The 19,567-nt window shown below is 56.7% G+C and carries 16 protein-coding genes; 7 read left to right on the top strand and 9 right to left on the bottom strand.

What is annotated here, in order from left to right; genetic code table 11:
• Nucleotides 1-47 precede the first annotated feature (47 nt).
• Nucleotides 48-1,004 carry a M14 family metallocarboxypeptidase gene (locus L1F30_RS15750; protein WP_253357694.1) on the bottom strand — a complete coding sequence of 319 codons (957 nt, stop codon included), beginning with the start codon at nucleotides 1,002-1,004 and terminating at the stop codon, nucleotides 48-50.
• A 115-nt stretch (nucleotides 1,005-1,119) separates the two neighbouring features.
• Here L1F30_RS15750 and L1F30_RS15745 point away from each other — a divergent pair, with 115 nt between their 5' ends.
• On the top strand, nucleotides 1,120-2,187 hold the full coding sequence (locus L1F30_RS15745) for an acyltransferase (RefSeq protein ID WP_253357686.1): 1,068 nt from the start codon (nucleotides 1,120-1,122) through the stop codon (nucleotides 2,185-2,187).
• 11 nt (nucleotides 2,188-2,198) lie between these two features.
• Here L1F30_RS15745 and sugE read toward each other — a convergent pair whose 3' ends face one another.
• On the bottom strand, nucleotides 2,199-2,528 hold the full coding sequence (sugE, locus tag L1F30_RS15740; RefSeq protein WP_253357684.1) for a quaternary ammonium compound efflux SMR transporter SugE: 330 nt from the start codon (nucleotides 2,526-2,528) through the stop codon (nucleotides 2,199-2,201).
• A 356-nt stretch (nucleotides 2,529-2,884) separates the two neighbouring features.
• On the opposite strand from sugE, the gene L1F30_RS15735 reads away from it, so the two are divergent.
• Nucleotides 2,885-3,094, top strand: a complete 210-nt coding sequence (locus tag L1F30_RS15735) for a cold-shock protein (RefSeq protein ID WP_253357682.1) — start codon at nucleotides 2,885-2,887, stop codon at nucleotides 3,092-3,094.
• Nucleotides 3,095-3,260: 166 nt separating this feature from the next.
• On the opposite strand, the gene L1F30_RS15730 is transcribed toward L1F30_RS15735, so the two are convergent.
• From L1F30_RS15730 to L1F30_RS15710, 5 genes are all read right to left on the bottom strand, one after another.
• Complete coding sequence (locus tag L1F30_RS15730) at nucleotides 3,261-5,111, bottom strand: M1 family metallopeptidase (protein WP_253357680.1); 1,851 nt, start codon at nucleotides 5,109-5,111, stop codon at nucleotides 3,261-3,263.
• A 119-nt stretch (nucleotides 5,112-5,230) separates the two neighbouring features.
• Complete coding sequence (accC, locus tag L1F30_RS15725; RefSeq protein WP_253357678.1) at nucleotides 5,231-6,577, bottom strand: acetyl-CoA carboxylase biotin carboxylase subunit; 1,347 nt, start codon at nucleotides 6,575-6,577, stop codon at nucleotides 5,231-5,233.
• A gap of 42 nt (nucleotides 6,578-6,619) precedes the next feature.
• A complete protein-coding gene (gene accB / locus L1F30_RS15720; protein ID WP_253357676.1) occupies nucleotides 6,620-7,081 on the bottom strand; it encodes an acetyl-CoA carboxylase biotin carboxyl carrier protein in 462 nt (153 codons plus the stop codon).
• Between the two features lie 54 nt (nucleotides 7,082-7,135).
• Entirely contained in the window at nucleotides 7,136-7,576 is a 441-nt protein-coding gene (gene aroQ / locus L1F30_RS15715; RefSeq protein WP_253357674.1) for a type II 3-dehydroquinate dehydratase, read from the bottom strand.
• A 334-nt stretch (nucleotides 7,577-7,910) separates the two neighbouring features.
• Nucleotides 7,911-9,683 carry a protein-disulfide reductase DsbD gene (locus L1F30_RS15710; RefSeq protein ID WP_253357672.1) on the bottom strand — a complete coding sequence of 591 codons (1,773 nt, stop codon included), beginning with the start codon at nucleotides 9,681-9,683 and terminating at the stop codon, nucleotides 7,911-7,913.
• A gap of 236 nt (nucleotides 9,684-9,919) precedes the next feature.
• On the opposite strand from L1F30_RS15710, the gene L1F30_RS15705 reads away from it, so the two are divergent.
• The 5 genes from L1F30_RS15705 (at nucleotide 9,920) to L1F30_RS15685 (ending at nucleotide 16,763) form a co-directional block, all read left to right on the top strand.
• Nucleotides 9,920-10,654: a tetratricopeptide repeat protein gene (locus tag L1F30_RS15705; protein ID WP_253357670.1), complete on the top strand. Its 735-nt coding sequence runs from the start codon at nucleotides 9,920-9,922 to the stop codon at nucleotides 10,652-10,654.
• Between the two features lie 170 nt (nucleotides 10,655-10,824).
• On the top strand, nucleotides 10,825-12,768 hold the full coding sequence (locus L1F30_RS15700; protein ID WP_253357668.1) for an EAL domain-containing protein: 1,944 nt from the start codon (nucleotides 10,825-10,827) through the stop codon (nucleotides 12,766-12,768).
• 26 nt (nucleotides 12,769-12,794) lie between these two features.
• The gene (locus tag L1F30_RS15695) at nucleotides 12,795-13,238 is read left to right on the top strand and encodes a copper chaperone PCu(A)C (RefSeq protein WP_253357666.1); all 444 of its coding nucleotides are present in this window, start codon (nucleotides 12,795-12,797) and stop codon (nucleotides 13,236-13,238) included.
• Between the two features lie 49 nt (nucleotides 13,239-13,287).
• The gene (locus L1F30_RS15690; RefSeq protein ID WP_253357664.1) at nucleotides 13,288-14,370 is read left to right on the top strand and encodes a DUF2333 family protein; all 1,083 of its coding nucleotides are present in this window, start codon (nucleotides 13,288-13,290) and stop codon (nucleotides 14,368-14,370) included.
• 2 nt (nucleotides 14,371-14,372) lie between these two features.
• A complete protein-coding gene (locus L1F30_RS15685; protein ID WP_253357662.1) occupies nucleotides 14,373-16,763 on the top strand; it encodes a DNA polymerase II in 2,391 nt (796 codons plus the stop codon).
• Nucleotides 16,764-16,840: 77 nt separating this feature from the next.
• Here the strand turns inward: L1F30_RS15685 and L1F30_RS15680 are convergent, their stop codons facing one another.
• Both L1F30_RS15680 and L1F30_RS15675 read right to left on the bottom strand, forming a co-directional pair.
• Nucleotides 16,841-18,511: an HAD family acid phosphatase gene (locus L1F30_RS15680; protein WP_253357660.1), complete on the bottom strand. Its 1,671-nt coding sequence runs from the start codon at nucleotides 18,509-18,511 to the stop codon at nucleotides 16,841-16,843.
• A 73-nt stretch (nucleotides 18,512-18,584) separates the two neighbouring features.
• The gene (locus L1F30_RS15675) at nucleotides 18,585-19,562 is read right to left on the bottom strand and encodes a LacI family DNA-binding transcriptional regulator (protein WP_253357658.1); all 978 of its coding nucleotides are present in this window, start codon (nucleotides 19,560-19,562) and stop codon (nucleotides 18,585-18,587) included.
• Nucleotides 19,563-19,567: the final 5 nt, after the last annotated feature.

Raw genomic sequence — 19,567 nt, 5'->3', positions numbered from 1 at the left:
AAACGCCGCACTTGGCCAAGGTTAATTGCGGCCCATTGGCTGGCCGGTTAGCTGCCGGCGCGCTGCTGCAGGAAGTTCAAACCGCCCACAATGGCCGCCACTTGCGCGTTTGCACATTGTGCGGGCGTGGCGTTTGGGCTATCGGGGTAGACTTCGGTGGTGCTGGTGTAGGGTGCTTGCGTCATGCCCGCACAAAGCCCCAGCTTTTGGGTTGCGTATTCAATCACGCCGTGTTGCGACAGCTTGGTGCCAATCAGCTTGCCGTTTTCATCTGCTTCGGCAATGTGCGTGACTTTTGCCACTTCATCGAGTATTGCACGTTGAAATTGCGGCTGCGCGCGGGCGCTGCAATCTACCAGATAGAAGCCGTCGGGTATGTTCCAATTTTTGTTGGTCACGCCATCGCGCGCGGCCAGCGCCGGGCGGAATTCGGAGTTGTCGGTATCGGTGGTTTCGTGCAGGTCTATGTGGGCAAGCGGTGTTAAGCCCAGGTTTTCCACATGGGCCTTTAACAGTTGCGCCTCCGGTGCCTGGCCGTTTACGCCAAACGAGCGGTTCGGGTCTACCGCTGCCGGGTTCCAGCGATTGATGGTTTCATAACCCCAGGGGCTTACGCAGGGGGCCACCAGCAGTTGAAAATTCTGCAGGTAGTTTTGCGCCACGGTTTCCAAAAACAACAGTGCCCCCATAACCCCGCTGGTTTCATAGCCGTGCACACCGCCGGTGATTACCACCAAAGGCAAATCGCAGGCATTGGCGGCGTGTACCGCAAACAGCGGGTAGTGGCCGGGCGCGCTTGTGACATCCTGGTAGTGGAGCTCACCGTATTGTTGCACGCTAAAGCGATCAGCCAGGGCCTCAATGCGTGGTAACACATCTTTTGCATAGTGCCGTTCGGTTTTTTGCAGCGTTTGCCATTGCAGTTTTTCGGCCTTGCCCCAGGGGTTGCCCGGTGTGCCGATGGGGTAGGTGGGTTGGCGGTGGGGGCTGGGTGGGTTTGGCATAGGTGTGACTCTTGAAATTACCGATAAAGTTGACTGGCCACCGGTATAGCAGGGTAGATGGCTGGTGTGGGCTTAAGGCCACAGGTTAACAAAAAGGCTTTCATAAGGCAGGGGTGTGGGTATAATTTCCCGCGCAAACTTAATGGATGAAGGTGTTGTGCGGATGGATGCTCGCGATAACAGAATTGATATTCTGCGTTTTATTGGGCTGGCCATGATTGTCTTGGCCCATGTAAACCCTCCTTATGCGTTATCCCAGTTGCGTAATTTTGATGTGCCCTTGATGGTGCTCTTGTCGGGCATGTCTTTCGGCCTCAGCTACCGGCCGGGTGAAGCTTTCGCAAGTTATGTGTACAAGCGCATCAAGCGTTTGGTGTTTCCGGTATGGATATTTCTAACCGGTTATTTTGCGGTGCTTTTCCTGATTGATTCCGGCAACAGTGATTTAACCCTCGCCAAGATAGCAGGCTCTTACCTGCTGGTTGATGGCATTGGCTATATGTGGATTATCAAGGTGTTTTTGCTGGTTGCACTGGTGTCGCCGCTGTTGCACAGGTTCAATGAAGCAACAGGTTCAGCACACGTTTATTTACTGCTGCTGGTGGCAGGCATTGGTACCTACGAGCTAGTGCGCTATTTGACCTTACCCTATATCTCTACGGGCGCGGGCTTTGTGGTTTCACAGGTTAGCCACTACCTGATTCCCTACGCGATGGTGTTTGCATTGGGCTTGCGGCTCATAAGGTTAACGCACACACAGCTTTTATTGGCGATTGCTTTCTTTGGCGTGGTATTCGCAGCCTTTGCAATGTACTTGTATACAAGCCACGGCTATATTGTGCCTACACAGCGCTTTAAATACCCGCCGGGCATCTATTACTTAAGTTACGCCATGGTTGCATCGTTGGTGCTTTGGTTGTTGATAGATAAAATTGCGCAGCTCATACACCTTATTAAAATCCAGCCTTTGGTGCTTTTTATAGCCAGAAATTCCATATGGATTTATTTGTGGCATATTCCCTTGGTGAAAATCGTGCAAGCGGATTTTATTACCAAGTACTGTGTGGTGTTTGGCGTGGCGATACTCATCACCTTTATTCAGGTATGGTGGGTGCAAAAGCTCGCTGAAAAAACAACAAGTGCCCGGGCAAAAAAGCGCTTTGAAATGCTTTTTACCGGTTGAGTGAACTGGGGTTAGGTGGGTGATTCGGGGCTTAGCAGTTTTAACCCCGCAATGCCCAGTACAATCAAAGCGATGCAGGCAAGCCTTTTGAGGTCTGCCGATTCGCCAAACCACACTATGCCTACAATGGCGACGCCCACCGCACCAATGCCCGTCCAGATGGCGTAGGCATTGCCTATGGGGATTGCCTTGAGTGCCAGTGCCAGGCAGCCGAAGCTTAACAGCATGGCCGCCAAGGTGATCACACTTGGCCACAGGCGCGTGAAGCCCTCGGTTTGCTTAAGGCCCACAGCCCATACAATTTCAAAAACACCCGCAATGATGAGTAGTAGCCAGGGCATGGTGTGTCCTTTAGGGTTTTTGAGTGAGTGATTGGTGTTTATAGGGTGCCCCACCGTTGGTGCGGGCAGATCGCTGTTGGCTAATTGTACCCGCGAACGCCCGGGCGGGTTGCAGATTAAAGCCGCATCTATGGCTGAATATGGCAGAGCTTGCGTACTTGGCCGTAAAAAAGCGTTGACATTGCAAGGGCTTGTCTATAACTTCACCGGTAGCAAAAAAGTAAGCCTCTTGTTGATACACTTCATTTCGATGCCGCACGGCAGATTTTCGTCCTGTAGTTGCTAGATTCCAGACTTTATTTTCAGCTATAACGCCTCTAGCAGGCACATTTACACGAACTACAGGAATTATCCGTATGTCTAATACCGTAACCGGCACCGTAAAATGGTTTAACGAATCCAAAGGCTTTGGCTTTATCGAGCAAGCGTCTGGCCCAGATGTGTTCGCACACTTCAGCGCTATCTCTGGCTCAGGCTTCAAAACCCTGGCCGAAGGCCAAGCGGTTCAGTTCACTGTGACCCAAGGCCAGAAAGGCCCACAGGCTGAGAACATCGTAGCGATCTAATCGCCGCGAGCATAAAAAAAGCAGGCTTAGGCCTGCTTTTTTTATGCGTGCTATTCGGGCGCCCATTGCTGCGGTTGCCCGTGGTTTAGCCCTGACACAGGGCTAAACCGACTTTGTGTAGATGCCTTAGCGCCCGCTCTCAGCGCCCGCGCATCATCCATTGCCGCTAGGGCTGAACGATGGCATCCATGGTGCCTTGGGCCAGCGGGTGATATCCCGGGCGCGCAACCTTGTAGATGCGCTTGGCAAAGGCAGCCCCGCTGTCGGTGTGCATCAGCGCCTTGTACAGGGGCGTGATCAGCTTGCGGCGGCCAATGTGTACCAGGTAATCCTCCAGCCGTTGATAGGCGGGTTCATAGCCGTTACGAATGGCAATCAGCAACCAGCTGTGGGCAATTTCATTGTTGCGGCTGGCGGTGAGGTTGAACTGGTCATCAAGGGCGCGCATTTGATCAAGGCTGAGCTCCAGCGGCAGGTTGTTCAAAAAATACAACCACTGATGCACCGTCCAGTCTTTTACATCAATCTTCGCCGCCGGTAACTCGCCGGCCAGCCATTGATCGCGCTGGTTGTCCACCTTGGTGAACGCATCGGATTGCGGCATGGGCGCACCCTCGGGAATGCCCGCTTCATATACCCACTGCTTAATGCGCGCCATGGAGACTTGCTTGGGGTACTTGCTCACCAGGTGTTTGTCTACATAGGCCAGCCACTGTTCGGTGGTGAGGCTTTTGAATTCAAAATCGGCAATGTATTGCTTGAGGTAGGCATCAAAGGCTTCGCGGCCTACTTTGTCTTCCAGCTCTTTGAGCAGCAGTGCGCCTTTTTCATAGGGCACATCACTGAAGGCGTCGTCTGGGTCTTTGCCGCGCAAATCAATGGCCAGCTGCTGGTAGGGCTTGGGCAAATCTTTTAGGTCTGCTACCAAATCCTGGTAGCCCAGCACGCTTTCCATGTTGAAGCGGTCTGTGCCGTAGATGATTTCCATAATCCGGTAGGTGAGGTAGGTGGTGTGCCCCTCGTTCAGCCAGAGGTCGCGCCAGGTGGCGTTGGTAACGGTATTGCCAGACCAGGAGTGCGCAAGCTCGTGGGCAATGAGCGACACCAGGCTTTTATCGCCGGCAATTACCGTTGGGGTAATGAAGCTCAAGCGCGGGTTTTCCATGCCGCCAAAGGGGAAGCTTGGTGGCAGAATCAGCAGGTCATAGCGGCCCCAGCTGTAGGGGCCGTAGGCTTTTTCCGTGGCAATTAACATGGCCTCTGTGTCTTCAAACTCGGCCACGGCACTTTCCACCATGGAGGGCTCGGCATAGACGCCAGTGCGCTCGCCCATGGCTTTAAATTCCAAATCGCCCACTGCCAGGGCAATCAGGTAAGAGGGAATCGCCTGGGGCATTTTGAAGGTGTACACGCCGGTTTTGGGGGCGTTGGGGGTGTTCTCGGCGCTCATCACCGCGCGCAATGCCTTGGGTGTGCGCAGGGTGGCAGTGTAGGTAGTGCGCACTTGTGGGGTGTCTTGCAGGGGAATAAAACTGCGCGCGTGAATGGCCTGGGCCTGGGTAAACAGAAAGGGGTGCTTTTTGCCGGCGGTTTGCACGGGCGTTAGCCACTGCAGGCCAGAGGCCTGGGGGCTTGTGCGGTATTGCACTTTGATTTTGTCGGCCGCAGGCGGCAGGGCGATACGCAGCGGTTGGCCCATGGCCGGGTCGAGCTTGCCGAGCTTGAAGCCGGTTTTCTGCCACTTGCCGTCAATGCGCGCGCTGGTAGCAATCACGGTGATGTCGCGGGTGTCGAGCACCAGCTCGCGGGCGTTAGTGTCCAGGCGCTCAAAATCGAAGATCACGTGGCCGGCCAGCTCGCGCTTGGTGAAATCTACCGTGAGGTCTAAATCCAGGTGAGTGGTGCGCACCTGGTGCGGGTTAGAGACGCTGTGGTAATCCTGCGCCGGGTCTAGGGGCGCGGCGGTTGCCATCAGGGCAAACAGGCCAAGCAGGCCTGCGCTCAATAGTCTGATCATGGGCTTCTCGCTCTATTGGGGGTATTTAAGGGGTCGTTTGTATGACGAAGGGGGCGGCAATATCCCCCGTGCAAGCACAAAAAAGCCCCGCAAGCGGGGCTTTTAATGGAGCTTAATGCTTAGTGGCTTTCGCCCAGCTTCTTCTCAAGGTAGTGGATGTTAACGCCGCCCTTGCGGAAGGCTTCATCGCGTACCAGGTCTTTTTGTAGCGGGATGTTGGTGCGAATGCCATCAATTACCACTTCATCGAGCGCGTTGCGCATGCGGCTCAGGGCAATTTCACGGGTGTCGCCGTAGGTGATGATTTTGGCAATCATCGAATCGTAGTTAGGTGGCACCGTGTAGCCGCCGTAAATGTGCGAATCTACCCGCACACCCAAGCCGCCCGGGCAGTGGAAGGTGTTTACCTTACCCGGGCAGGGCATGAACGTCTTTGGATCTTCGGCGTTCACGCGGCACTCGAAGGAGTGGCCTTTAATGACGATGTCTTCTTGCTTGAGCGACAACTTGTTGCCCGCGCATACGCTGATTTGTTCCTTGATGAGGTCTACACCTGTCACCATTTCTGTAACCGGGTGCTCCACCTGAATACGGGTGTTCATTTCAATAAAGTAGAAACGGCCGTCTTCATACAGGAACTCAAAGGTGCCGGCGCCGCGGTAGCCGATGTCTACACAGGCCTTCACACAAGAGGCCTGTACTTCGGCGCGCACGTCATCGGGAATGCCGGGCGCCGGTGCTTCTTCAAGCACCTTTTGGTGGCGGCGCTGCAGTGAACAATCGCGATCACCCAAGTGAATGGCGTTACCCTGGCCGTCAGACATCACCTGGATTTCCACGTGGCGCGGATTGGTGAGGAACTTCTCCATGTATACGGTGGCATCACCAAAAGCGCCTTTGGCCTCTGATTTTGTTACCTGAATGGAGTTAATCAGGGCGGCCTCTGTGTGCACCACGCGCATACCGCGGCCACCACCACCGGCGGCGGCTTTGATGATTACCGGGTAGCCAATGCGTTTGGCAATGGCCATGCACTCTTCGCGGTCGTCGGGCAGTGGGCCGTCGGAGCCGGGCACGGTGGGCACGCCGGCTTTTTTCATGGCGGCAATGGCAGACACCTTGTCACCCATCATGCGGATAACATCCGGATCCGGGCCGATGAATACAAAGCCACTCTTTTGAACTTGCTCGGCAAAGTCGGCGTTTTCAGCCAGGAAGCCATAGCCCGGGTGCACCGCTACTGAATCGGTAATTTCCATGGCCGAAATAATGGCCGGAATATTCAGGTAGCTTTGGGGCGACGGGTTCGGGCCAATGCAAACGGTTTCGTCGGCCAGGCGCACGTGTTTCAGGTCGCGGTCTACCTTTGAGTGCACCGCAACGGTTTTAATGCCCAGCTCTTTACAAGCGCGCAACACCCGCAGCGCAATTTCGCCACGGTTTGCGATCAGAATTTTTTCAAACATGAACCAACTCCTGCTAGTCAGTCGTGTGTGTGCCAGCGGCCGTTAAACGATGGTGACTAGTGGCTGATCAAATTCAACGGGCTCGCCGTCTTCCACCAAAATAGCTTCAATAACACCGGCCTTGTCGGCTTCGATCTGGTTCATCATCTTCATGGCTTCGATGATGCAAATCACATCGCCGGGTTTCACGTGCTTGCCCACTTCAATGAAGGGCTCTGAACCCGGGCTTGCTGCGCGGTAGAAGGTGCCCACCATGGGCGAGGTAACGGCGTGGCCGTTGACGCTGGCTTCGGCCTTGGGCGCGTCGGCCGCGGGTGCGGCAACGGGGGCAGCCGCGGGCGCTGCGGGTGCGGGCGCTTGCATGCTGTATTGCATGGGCATCACCGGCTGGTGGCTGCTGCCACGGCTGATGCGTACGGATTCCTCACCCTCTTTAATTTCGATTTCGCCGATGTCGGATTCTTCCAGCAGCTCAATCAATTTTTTAATTTTTCGAATATCCATCACACTCTCACTTTGTGTTGGGCCTTACGGCTTTTTTAGTCGTTTAAGGTAAAGCTAATTAGCTAGGTGATTTAGTGCGGCTTCCAGTGCCAGCTCGTAACCCTGGGCTCCCAGCCCACAGATAACGCCCACTGCTACATCAGAGAAGTAGGAGTGGTGTCTAAAACTTTCGCGCTTGTGCACATTGGATAGGTGCACTTCGATGAAGGGAATATCCACGGCCAACAGGGCATCGCGCAGCGCGATGCTGGTGTGGGTAAATGCTGCCGGGTTAAACAAAATAAAATCCACTTGCTCGCGCTTGGCGTCGTGAATGCGTTCAATCAGCTCGTACTCGGCATTGCTTTGCAGCGCCTGCAGGTGGTGGCCATTGGACAGGCAGCGCTCGGTGAGCCGCTGGTTGATATCGGCAAGTGTGGTGGCGCCGTAAACATCCGGCTCGCGGGTGCCCAGCAGGTTCAGGTTCGGGCCGTGTAACACCAGAATGGTTGCCATTGTGGGGTTTTCACCTCATCAAGCTGCGAACAATGGTGGAACGTCGTCAAAAATCCCAAAACAGGATAGCCGACATGAAGTAGTGCGCGAGTTTGCCGCAATTGTGACTCTATGTCCACGGTTGTGGGGCTGAAATGTAGATTTCTGGAAATTTAGCCGCCAGTTCGCAGAAGTTAGCATCAAAACGCTTGTTTTAACTGCTGCCAGGCTGGCGCGCCTGGCACGATAGCGACATGTTTGCGGGTTAATAGGGTATTTTGGGGAAAGAAGCGGGCCGTTTTGCGCAAAGTTGCCGAACTGGCCGCGATTGTGCGGCAAGTTCGGCAAATTGGTGTTAATCCTGCTCGGTGGCGCGCGCCAGTGCGCCCATGAAGATGTCGGGCGTAAGAATTTGCGGCAAAATTTCGGGCTCGGCATTCGGGTCTGCCGGGAACATCAGATACAAAGGCACACCGTTGCGTTGGTAGCGCGCCAGCAGGGCGGTGATTTCCGGGTTGTATTTGGTCCAGTCGGCTTTTACCAGCAGCAGGTCGGCATCGGCAATTTCAATTTGGGTGTCGCGCTTGCTGAACACCAGCTTTTCATTGGCAAGGCAGGTGAGGCACCAGTCGGCGGTCACATTCACAAACACCGGCTGGCCGCGGGCGCGTAGCGTTTCCCAGCTGGCCGCGCTGTAGGGCTCCCAGCCGCCGTCTTGCTCATCGCTTGACAGGCTTGAGGGCAAATACAGCGCCAGCGCCACGGCCGCCACTGCCACCAGGCGCGCAAAGGTGCCGCCCCGGCGCCATGCCCACAGCCCAAAGCCGAGCGAGAGCAAACCGCACAGCGCCAGGGTGAGCTGGTCGACGCTGGTTTGGCGGCCCAGCACCCACAACAGCCAGATGCCGGTAAGCAGCAGCGGGAAGGCCAGCACCTCTTTAAAGGTTTCCATCCAGGCCCCGGGCTTGGGCAGCCAGCGGTGCAGGTTTGGCAGGTAGGTGAGCGCCAAAAACGGCAGCGCCATGCCAAGGCCCAGGGCTGCAAATACAGAGAGGCTAGCCGCCGCGGGCTGGGTCATGGCGTAGCCGAGCGCGGTACCCATAAAAGGTGCCGTGCAGGGGCTGGCCACCAGGGTGGCCAGGGTGCCGGTGAAAAACGAACCCTTAAGCCCGCCCTTGGCGGCCAGCCCGCTGCCGATGTTGGAGAGGTTTGCGCCCAGCTCCAGCATCCCCAAGAGCGCCATGGCCAATATAAAAAACAGGTACACAAGGCCCAGCACCAGCGCGGGCGATTGCAGCTGGAAGCCCCAGCCTACGGCCTCGCCACCGGCGCGTACCAGCAGCAGGGCACCGGCAATGGCCACAAACGAGAGCACTACACCCGCCGTGTAGGCCCAGCCGTGCAGGCGGCGGTGGCTGGCATCTTCACCGCTGTTGGCAAGGCTTAAGGCCTTGATAGAAAGCACCGGGAACACGCAGGGCATCAGATTCAAAATCGCACCGCCCACCATGGCCAGCAGCACGGCCACCAGCCAGCTGGTGTTGGGGGCGGCAAGCTCGGTGGAGCTTGCTGCCGGTGCGCTTGCCGCCTGTGGTGGCAGGGGTTCCAGTTCTGTGAAGGTTTGGCTTGGGGCGTCGTAGGCAAAGCGCTGGTTGCGCGGCGGGTAGCAAAGCCCTAAATCGGCGCAGCCCTGGGATTCCAGATGCAAGGTGAAATCTTGCCGGGTATCGAGTGCCGCCTCGGGCAGGCTCACGCCCACCTGGTTGTAAAACACTTCCAGTTCGCGTTCGAAGTAGTCGTCGTATTTGCGCTTGCCCGCGGGCCAGCTGGCGCTGAGCGCTCGGCGCTCGCCGTTTTGCTCCACCGCAATCTTAAAGCGCTCTTGGTAGAGGTAGTAGCCAGGGCTGATGCGCCACTGCACGGCCAGGCCTTCGGCGGTGACCTCGGGCAGGCTTTGGTAGGCCTCTTCCACCGGCAGGAATTCGGCGGTTTGGCTGAGCCCGCTGGTGTTAGCGAACTGGCCAAAGGCGTTCTGGCACAGCACTAACGCCAGCAACAGCAGGGCGCCAATGCTTGGCACTGATACGGTGGATGGGGCAAACTGTGCGCGTTTTCTGGCGGTGGGCATAAATAGAGCTCGCGGCTGTGGTCTTGGTGATGTGAGTGTAACCGTAAATCGAAGCGCATAGCCGCTAAGCGGCGGCGCAACTGCCAAGGGTAACATCCGGTGTACACCAAATCCGTGCACTGGGGCTGATTTGACGATTGACGGCGATATTTTGCGATTTAACGCATCATTGTCGGCTTTTTAAAGGTGGTAGGTTACTGCCTTGTTCATGTGCAAGTAACAATTGTGGAGTGGTTTTGCTAAGGGTTGAAAAGCACGGTTTCTACCGATTCCTGTCAAGAGGTTTACGCCGCACGCTGGTGGCGGCAATGGTGTTGGGCGCAGTGTTGGCCACGGCGGCTTGCAGCCAGGTGAGTGAGCGAATTCGCCCGGCTACCTTCGTGCCCGTGAGCACAGAGCCCAAGGCGCAGGCGCGTGAATACATTGCCATGGCCGATCGGGCGCTGGCCGATGATCAGCTGAGCCGCCCCTGGCGCAACAGCGCCGTGCAGCTGTACCGCAAGGCGCTAAAGCTAGACCCAAACAACCGGCGGGCGCTCAAGGGCCTGGCACTGGCAGACCGCCGCTTTGTGGGGCTTGCTAACGCAGCCCTGAGCCGTGGCAACGTCGAACGTGCCTATACCTTGTTGGATCGCGCCATTGAGCTGAACCCGGAAAACCAGCCCGCGCGTGCGCTGCGCCAATCATTGGTTCAGCAAGAGCAGTGGCTACTGGCGCTGGGTAAAGCCAGTGTCATGGAGCTGGATGCCCGCGCCCTGTCTGAACGGCAGGAGGCGCTAGCGAAAAATCTGCAAAAACTGGCCGTGGAACTTGCGAGCAGCGGCGAGCGCATTGTGATTTATACCCGCACCGATGCCGAGGCCCGCTGGGTGTATCAGCAGCTCAAGCGCGCCAAGCCTGAGGTGTTTTTCAGCGCCTCAACGGGCCTTTCTGCCACGCCGCGCATTATTCGCGTGCCAGGTTCTGCCTGAGCCTTCAGGTCGCCGGGAAATACTGCCCGCCCAACCCGTGGCGAGAGGCTCCCGGCTGCTATTCTGGTAGGGTGGTGCCAGGTTAAGGCGCCCCACTGCCATCTGTGTCATTCTCGCCCGCAGGGAACTGGGCGGTGCGCACTGGTGGGCACAACACATAAGGAGTCTGTGTGAGTTTACTGCGTCAATTGGTTTTAGCGATTACCCTGCTGGTGGTGCTGCTACTGGCCGGCAGTATGACCGTCAGCGTGTACAACGCGCGCACCCACTTTTTCGAGCAGATGCAGGTGCACGCGCAAGATACCGCCACAGCGCTGGGGTTCAGTATTTCCCAGGCAGCCCAAGAAAAAGATGCAGCCCTCATTGGCTCAATGGTGGATGTGATTTTTGATCGCGGTTACTACCAGCGCATCAGCTACAGCACCCTTGAAGGCGAGCCCGTGGTGGTGCGTGAAACCGCCCTGCAGGCAGGTGAGGTGCCGCAGTGGTTTGTTGATCTTATTCATATTCCAAGCCCACGGGGCGAGTCTGAAGTGATTCATGGCTGGTTTCGGCTGGGCAAAATTCAGGTGGTGAGCCACACGGGCCTTGCCTATAGAGATTTGTGGCGTGTGTTTACCGAGCAGCTCTGGCTGTTTGCCTTCACCGCCGTGCTGGCCTACGGCATGGCCGGGGTGAGCTTGCACTTTTTGTTGCGCCCCTTGAAAAAAATCGAGCGCCAGGCAGAGGCCATTTGCCGGCGCGAATTCCCTGAGCAGCAGCGCGAGCCGCGCGCTAAAGAATTGCGCAGCATGGTGCAGGCCATGAACCGCATGGTGGCCAAAATACGCGATATGTTCAGCGAGCAAATTGAACTCACTGAATCGCTGCACCGCGCCTCCCATGTAGATCCCGTTACCGGGCTTTCTAATCGGCTGGATTTCGATGCCCGCCTGGAAGCTTTTATAAAATCGGAACAGGGTGGCGGTGAGGGTGCCTTGCTGTTGGGGCAGGTGTCGCAGCTTGAGCAATACAACCAAAAGCTTGGGCGCGAAGCGGGCGACCGGTTGCTGGCAACCATCGCCAACACCCTCAAGCCCATCTTGCTGGCAACGCCCGGGGCCATTGTTTCACGCCGCTCGGGTGCCGATTTCTGTATCTTCGTGCCGGGCATAGACAGGCTGCAAACAGAGGCCTTGTGCGAGCAGCTCATGAGTGAGCTTGCGGCCATCAGCTGGCCCGATGGCCCCATGCCCTTTCACTTGGGCGCCGTACATGAAACCAGCGTAACCCTCGATAGCCAGCTGTTAAGTCGTGCCGATGCCGCCCTGCGCACGGCCCAGCATCAGGCCGATGCGAACTGGCACCTGGGCCTGCAGCACAGTCGGGCCGAGCGCCCGGCGGGTGAGTGGCGCAACCTATTGCGCGGCATTATTGATGAAGGCCTGTTACAGCTGCATTTCCAGCCTGTGTTCAATCGCGAGCGCGAGCTACTGCACAGCGAAGTACTGGTGCGCATGGATATCGACGGCCAGCTGCAAAGCGCGGGCAGTTTTTTGCCGCAGGTTGAACGCTTCGCACTTTCCGACGCGCTGGATAAAAGCGTGCTGACTCTCTTGGCCGAGCAGCCCGCCCAGGGGAGCCATGCCTTTGCGGTTAACCTCTCGCCGCGCTCGGTGGCGTTGCCAAGTTTCCGTGAATGGCTGAAAGGCTTTTTAGCCGAGCACCCCAACCTTGCGCGCCATCTTATTTTGGAGGTGAGTGAGTCGGTGGTGCAGAGCCACTGCCAGGCGCTTACCCATTTAGTGCAAGAGGTGGGCGAGTGGGGCACGCAGGTGGCGTTGGATCACTTCGGCGTGGCCGGCAGTGCCTTTAACTACCTGCAAACCCTGCCATTGTATTGCCTGAAAGTAGATCGCAGTTTTATTGCGCAATTGCACACTCGTCAGGATAACCAGTTCTTCGTAAAATCCTTGGCTCACATCGCCCACAGTTGCGATATGCTGTTGCTGGCCGAAGGGGTGGAATCTGAACCCGAGTGGGCCCAGGCCATGGCGTTGGGGCTTGATGGAGGCCAGGGCTACCTGTTAGCGCGCCCAGCCCCCGATTTACCGGCAGGCAAGTTGCACAAATAATAAAAGTAGAAAACCCGGGAGGTTACATGAACATTCGCACGTGGTTATTGGCAGGCCTTTGTTGGGCGCCTATGGTGGCTGCAGAAATTATCGTCAGTGACGTGTGGGCACGCGAAACCGTGCCTGGCACCAATACCTCTGCGCTGTTTGCCACGCTCGAAAACACCACCCGCAAGCCCACGCGCCTGGTGAGTGTAAGTGTTGAAGGCGTAGATAAAGCCGAGTTGCACGCGCATACCGAAGAGGGTGGCATGATGCGTATGCGCCGCGTTGAGGCAGTAGAGGTAGGTGGCCGCGCCGAGGTCAAGCTTGCGCCCGGCGGTTTTCATGTGATGTTGTTCCAATTGGCCAAGCCGCTCAAGGCAGGCAACGAAGTGCCGGTGGTATTCCAATTTGCAAATGGTGAAAAGGTTAGCGCCCGCGCGCGCGTAGTGAACCCCAAGCAAGCCATGCAACACCACAATCACTAATTTATGAAAACTTACATTTCGTTCATCAATTATGAGGTTACCACTGCCCATGGCGTGGAATAAATTGCAAAAATTCTGGCATCAACGCAAGCGCAGCCTTGCAGATTACAGCGCCGATGTGCGCGAAGACTGGTCTACCCAAAACCCCTTGTGGCGCTGGCTTGCAGGCGCTGCATTGCTGCTGCTGTTGGTTGTTGGCGGCCTGGGTTTTTATTTTGATACCGAGCCCGAGCTGTTTGATGTGAACGCCGTTGCCAAGCAGCGGGTGCCGGTGGCTGAGCCACGCGCCAAGCCTGTGGTAGGTGCCACCACCACGGCAACATTGATTGAGCTTTCCTCGCGCATGCTCAACAAGCGCGGCGGCTATTTGAGCAACGATGTGATGCCGCCAGGTGTATGGATGGATAACATCCCCAGCTGGGAATACGGCGTGTTAATTCAGGTGCGCGACATGAGCAAGGCCATGCGTGAAGCCTTTAGCCGCTCGCAGTCGCAATCGCGCGAAGATGCAGACCTCACACTGGCCGAACCGCGTTTTAATTTCGATCACAAAAGTTGGGTGTGGCCGTCTACGGAATCCCAATACCAAGAGGGCATCATCAAGCTTGAAAGCTACCTGGCACGGCTTGTGGATGATCAGGCACCTGACGCCCAGTTTTATGCCCGCGCAGATAACCTCAACTACTGGTTGCGCTCGGTGGAATCACGCCTTGGCAGTTTGTCGCAGCGCCTGTCGGCAAGTGTAGAAAAGGTGCGTATTAATACCGATTTAGGCGGCGATGCATCGGCCCATCAATCTACCGCAACCCCCCGTGAAATTGTGGTGAAAACCAGTTGGTGGGAAATAGACGACGTATTTTATGAAGCCCGTGGCACCTCCTGGGCGTTGCTGCATTTACTGAAAGCCATTGAGATAGATTTTGCCGATGTACTAGACAACAAAAATGCGCTGGTAAGTTTGCAACAAATTATTCGCGAGCTTGAGGCCACTCAAGAACCCCTTGGCAGCCCCATGGTGCTGAACGGTTCAGGCTTTGGCATGCTCGCCAACCACTCACTGGTGATGGCCAATTACATTTCACGGGCCAATGCCGCCATTATCGATTTGCGCGAGCTGTTGGCACAAGGCTAACTGTGATCCACAAGCCCCCCCAAGCCCTGCCGAGTGAGCAGGGCTTTTTATTGACCCGTGATTGGCGCGATACCCGCGCAGGCCTGGCACTTGAGCTGTGGCTGCACACGGCAAAAGGCGCCCGGGCGCTGCGCATTACAGGCCTTGAAAGCGTCTGCTTTTTTGCCGCCGAAGACGAGCCTCAAGTTGCACGCGCACTCACAGGTCTTACCGGCTGGCGCACGCAAAGCCTCACCTTAAAAACCCACGCGGGCACACCTGTACAAGGGCTATATTGCCGCGAGCATCGCATTCAGCGCGAGGCTGTGCAGCGCCTGGGCGAGCAGGGTATTCGGCTTTGGGAATCCGACATTCGCCCGGCCGATCGCTTTTTAATGGAGCGCTTTATCACGGCCGATCTTGCGTATACGCCGGGCCCGCAAAGCCGAGGTTTTATTGCACCCAAAAGCCTTGCCCGCGCACAGGCCTGCCCCCTGAGCCTTGGCGTGCTCTCGGTAGATATTGAAACTTCACTCGATGGCAAGCAATTGTTTTCCATCGGCATGCAGGGCATGGGTGTGCGCCGGGTGTACATGGTGGGCGCGCAATCGGCAGCAGATGAACAACTTGAACTCGTTGGCGCCTCAAGCGAGCGCGATTGTCTGGATAAATTTCTACGCGCCGTGCGGCTGCTAGACCCAGACATACTCATTGGCTGGAACTTCGTGAGCTTTGATTTATGGATGCTGCAAAAATTCTGCGACAACGCCCGCCTGCCGTTTGCCATTGGCCGCGATGGCCGGGCACCGCGTTGGCGTGAAGAAGGCGGCGAGAGTGAGCGCCGCTATGTGCACATTGCCGGGCGCGTGGCGCTCGATGGCATAGATTTGTTAAAGGCTGCCGCCCACAGCTTCGACAGCTACGGCCTAAACCATGTGGCAGGCAAAGTGCTGGGCGCGGCCAAGCTGATTGAAGGCAATCACCGTGGTGAAGAAATACTGCGCCTTTACCGCGAAGATAAACCCAGCCTTGCCGCCTACAACCTGCAAGATTGCCAGCTCGTTTCAGATATTTTTGCCAAGCTAAAACTGTTGGACTTCGCCGTGGCCCGCGCGCGCCTGACGGGCCTGCCGCTTGATCGCATTGGTGGCTCGGTGGCGGCTTTTGAATACGCCTACCTGCCGCGCCTGCACCGCGCAGGTTTTGTGGCGCCCAACCTCGGCGAGGTGCAATCAGATGTCATCAGCCCTGGCGGGCTGGTAATGGATTCGCGCCCCGGGGTTTACCAAAACGTGGTGGTGCTCGATTTCAAAAGCCTCTACCCCTCAATTATTCGCAGCTTTTTAATAGACCCATGTGGCTATTGGCTGGCGCGTACCGAGGGCTTCAACCCGGCGTTGCATGTGCAGGGCTTTAACGACGCCTATTTTGTGAAGCAAGGCCATTTATTGCCGGGCATTATTGAAACCTTGTGGGCCGCGCGCGATGCCGCCAAGCAGGCACAAGATCAACCGCTTTCGCACGCCATTAAAATTATTATGAACTCCTTTTACGGCGTGCTGGGCTCAGAGGGCTGCCGGTTTTTCGACCCTCGGGTGTGCAGCTCAATTACCCTGCGTGGCCATGAAATCATCCAGCGCTCCAGGGTGTGGATTGAAGCCCAGGGCTTTGATGTGATTTACGGCGATACGGATTCGGTATTCGTGTGGGTAGACGCCCAGCGCACCGAGCGCTGCCCGGCCGAGGTGGGCAAAAGTTTGGCGCACTCGTTAAACCGCTGGTGGGCTGATCACCTGCGTGATGCCCACGGCGTGCAAAGCGCGCTGGAAATTGAATTTGAAACCCACTTCGAGCAATTTTTTATGCCCACCATTCGCGGCTCTGAACAGGGTAGCAAAAAGCGCTACGCCGGCATTGTGCGAAACAGTGCGGGCGAGCAGCAGCTGATTTTCAAGGGCCTTGAAAGTGTGCGCACCGATTGGACGCCCCTGGCGCGTGAGTTTCAAACCGCACTTTACTGGAAGCTGTTTAACGGCGAGCCCTACAGCGAATGGGTGCAAGCCTGGGTGGCCAGCTTGCTGGCGGGCGAGCGCGATGAGCAGCTGGTGTACCGCAAGCGCCTGCGTAGAAAATTGGCAGACTACGCAAAAAATCGACCACCCCATGTGCAGGCAGCCATTAAGCTTGCCGCCCGCGGCGACAGGCCCCGGCGCGGCGATTGGGTGAGCTATTGCATTACCGTGAACGGGCCCGAGCCCGTGTGTGATACACAAGGCGAGCCACTGGCATTGCCGGCGCCTATGGATTACACCCACTACCTTGAAAGGCAGCTGCAACCAGTGGCCGATGCCATACTGCCGTTTTTCAATAGCGACTTCAGTGCACTGGTAGATGCCCAGTTAAACCTTTGGTAACACCCACGGCCACCACACAATTGCCCGCTGTATTATTTGGCCTGCAATCACCAGCAGGCTGGCTAACCTTTGGTTTTTCAGTGTGACCAAGAACCGTACATGGCGTTGGGCAACAGCAATAGGTCGCGCCCCTGGCGCTCTGCTAAGGCCTCTGCCGAAGCCGTCGCTTGGCGCAGCTGGCTGAAATCCTGAATATTATCGCCCACTTCCAGCACCAACTGCAGCGGCCTGGCCCAGTGTGCTTTTGCGCTGGCATCTTCTGCCCAACAGGCGTGAGCGTTACCTGCCAGTAGTTGCTGGCGGCGCAAATCTTTATCGTTTGCGATACCGGGTTTGCCAATTGCGTGTTTGTCTTCAGCGGTGCGCCCAAGAATGCAGGTATTTTGCCGGTTGATGTTAAAACCCAGTGCCTTAAGGTTTGCCCAGGTGTGGTGATCTTGCGTTCGTTCACGGTTGGTAATCAGTGCCAGTTGGCCACCGGCTGCCAGCACGGCGTTGGCAAAAGCTTTGGCGCCGGGCACTTCACCGGCTTGCTCGGCACTCACCCAGCTGGCCCAGCTGGCGGCGCTGAAGCCCAGGCCTTGTTCATCGCGCGCGCGGTTGTATTGGCTGTTATCTAATAGTGTTTCATCCACATCCATAAACACTACCCAGGGTTTTTGGAAGCCTGTGTGGGTTTGCATGAGGTTTGCTTGGGCCTTGGCAAAGAGTGCGCGGGTAAGCAGTGCATATTCCACTGAGTGCTGCGTCCATTTTACGGCGCTGCTTACAGGCTGAGTTGCTGCGGCCGCAGGCGAAAGCACCGGCTGCAGTTCAGCGCTGATTGCGCAGTGATCTGCAAGCATGGTGTGCTCATAGTTATGCGAGCGCGCACTAAAACGCACAAAGCCCGTGGCGGCAGGCCCACCGAACACTATGTGGTCTATCAGCTCTTTGTATTTCGGGTGGCAACTTTGCAAGCCGCTCATGGCGTTCACCACGGCCGCAGGCTGGCCGTCCACTTTTGAAAGCTCTTGCCACAGCCGATTGTTCGGCGCCAGTAAGCGATGGTTAAAATCACCCAAAATGGCAAAGGGCGTATTGGTGGCCAACTGCGCCTCTACCCAGGCATCCAATACCGGCGCTTGGCGGCCCAATAATTTGCAGGCGCGTTTGTCTTGTTCGCGCTGGTAGTCGTTAATGAAGCAGCCACTTTTTGCGTGAATGGCCAGCAACTTTGTGGCCGGTTGCGTGTGGGTGAGGGTAATTACCAGGCCAAGTCGCAGGCCATCTTCATTCAGGCCAAGTGCGGTAAGATTTTCTTGCGGGTTGTAGCTGAACTCAACGCCCTTGCGAATGGCAAATGCTACGCGCTGCTGGGTAGAAAACTGTGTGCTGCCCCGGCATTCGTAGGTTTGGCTGGCCGCCCGTGGCGACACCACAAATTGCCATTTATCCTTTGGGAATACCCGCGCAAGTGCCGCCTCGGATTCCACCTCTTGCAGTGCTACCACATCGGCATTCAGGCGCGCGGCATAGTCGCGCAGCTGGGTGTAGTCTGCTTCGGTGCGCGGCTTGCAGCCTTCGCCATCGCGCTCGGCCAGATGCTCAATGTTCCAACTGGCTAGCCGCAAGGGTTTTGTGAGGCTTTTTTCGGCGCCGTTTTCAACAGATTTTGTTGCAGGTTTAAAAGCCGCAGTGTCTGAAGGATTGCCGCAGGCGGGCAAGGCCAGTAAACACAGCAGGGGCAGTATAGTGTTGAGGCGCATGATCTCTCCTTGTTCTGCTCTACAGGCAAAGGCCTGCGCTAGGGGGTATTTAAAGCGGCGTTAAGTGGCGCCCTTAGCGTTTGGCGCTAATGGCGGAATTGCGTTGTACCAGCGAAACGCCTACCACGCGGGTGCTCACCGGCCGAGTGCGATCTTTCATTTTGGCCGTTAATAAAGACAACGCCTCATGGGCCAATGCTGCAATGGGTTGGCGAATGGTGGTGAGCGTTGGGGTAATCAGGGCCGCCCAGGGAATGTCGTCAAACCCCATGAGTGAAACATCTTCAGGTACCCGCTTGCCGAGCTTGCGCAGCTCGTCCAGCGCGCCCACAGCAATCAAATCGTTACCGGCTACCACCAAGCTTGCCTTATTGCGCGCCAGAGCATCGCGTGCGCTTAGCGTAAGCTCTGAGGAAAAGGGCACAGATTCTTCCCACGCAATTGTGATGCGCCCGCGCGCGGCTTCAAGAAAACCCGCCCGGCGCAACCGCGCGCTTTCGGTTTCTTGCGGCCCGCTAATCAAGCCCACATTGCTGTGGCCAAGCTCAATGGCGTGCTGGGCCAGCAATTGCCCGCCTGCATGGTAATCGGAATGCACTGCATCAAAGCCTGGCAGTGGCCTGTCTACCAAAACCACAGGGCAATGCAGGCGTGCCAAACGTTGGGTGGAACGGTTGCCCGTGGGGCACCAAATCACTCCATCTACCTGCTGCTGTTCCATCAGGTTCAGGCCTTCATCTTCATGCTCGGCCTGATTTTGGCAATCCACCACAAACACCGAAAGCCCGGCCGCGCGGGCTTCAAACTCGATTTTTTGCGCAAGCTGCGGGAAGAAGGGGTTGGTTAAATCGGGAATAATCAGCCCAATACAACGGGTAATGCCCGTGCGCATAGCCTGCGCCTTACGATTGGGCTGGTAGCCCAGGCGCTCTACGGTGGCCTGTACCTTTTCGCGCATGGCAGGGCTAACCGAGCCGCGGCCAGTGAGCGCATAAGACACAGTAGCAACAGATACGCCCAGTTCTTTGGCGATGTCTTTTAGGGTAGCCACGGTGC

Source organism: Simiduia sp. 21SJ11W-1, from assembly GCF_024138675.1.
Lineage (GTDB): Bacteria > Pseudomonadota > Gammaproteobacteria > Pseudomonadales > Cellvibrionaceae > Simiduia.
Note: the sequence above shows the minus strand (reverse complement) of the source record. Positions and strands in the feature narration are given on the sequence as shown.

What these genes read in the sequence shown, in the direction of transcription:
- L1F30_RS15730 (WP_253357680.1), bottom strand. Translation starts at nt 5,111, where the DNA reads ATGATCAGACTATTGAGCGCAGGCCTGCTTGGCCTGTTTGCCCTGATG.
- L1F30_RS15750 (WP_253357694.1), bottom strand. Translation starts at nt 1,004, where the DNA reads ATGCCAAACCCACCCAGCCCCCACCGCCAACCCACCTACCCCATCGGC.
- sugE (WP_253357684.1), bottom strand. Translation starts at nt 2,528, where the DNA reads ATGCCCTGGCTACTACTCATCATTGCGGGTGTTTTTGAAATTGTATGG.
- L1F30_RS15680 (WP_253357660.1), bottom strand. Translation starts at nt 18,511, where the DNA reads ATGCGCCTCAACACTATACTGCCCCTGCTGTGTTTACTGGCCTTGCCC.
- accC (WP_253357678.1), bottom strand. Translation starts at nt 6,577, where the DNA reads ATGTTTGAAAAAATTCTGATCGCAAACCGTGGCGAAATTGCGCTGCGG.
- L1F30_RS15695 (WP_253357666.1), top strand. Translation starts at nt 12,795, where the DNA reads ATGAACATTCGCACGTGGTTATTGGCAGGCCTTTGTTGGGCGCCTATG.
- L1F30_RS15710 (WP_253357672.1), bottom strand. Translation starts at nt 9,683, where the DNA reads ATGCCCACCGCCAGAAAACGCGCACAGTTTGCCCCATCCACCGTATCA.
- aroQ (WP_253357674.1), bottom strand. Translation starts at nt 7,576, where the DNA reads ATGGCAACCATTCTGGTGTTACACGGCCCGAACCTGAACCTGCTGGGC.
- accB (WP_253357676.1), bottom strand. Translation starts at nt 7,081, where the DNA reads ATGGATATTCGAAAAATTAAAAAATTGATTGAGCTGCTGGAAGAATCC.
- L1F30_RS15735 (WP_253357682.1), top strand. Translation starts at nt 2,885, where the DNA reads ATGTCTAATACCGTAACCGGCACCGTAAAATGGTTTAACGAATCCAAA.
- L1F30_RS15690 (WP_253357664.1), top strand. Translation starts at nt 13,288, where the DNA reads ATGGCGTGGAATAAATTGCAAAAATTCTGGCATCAACGCAAGCGCAGC.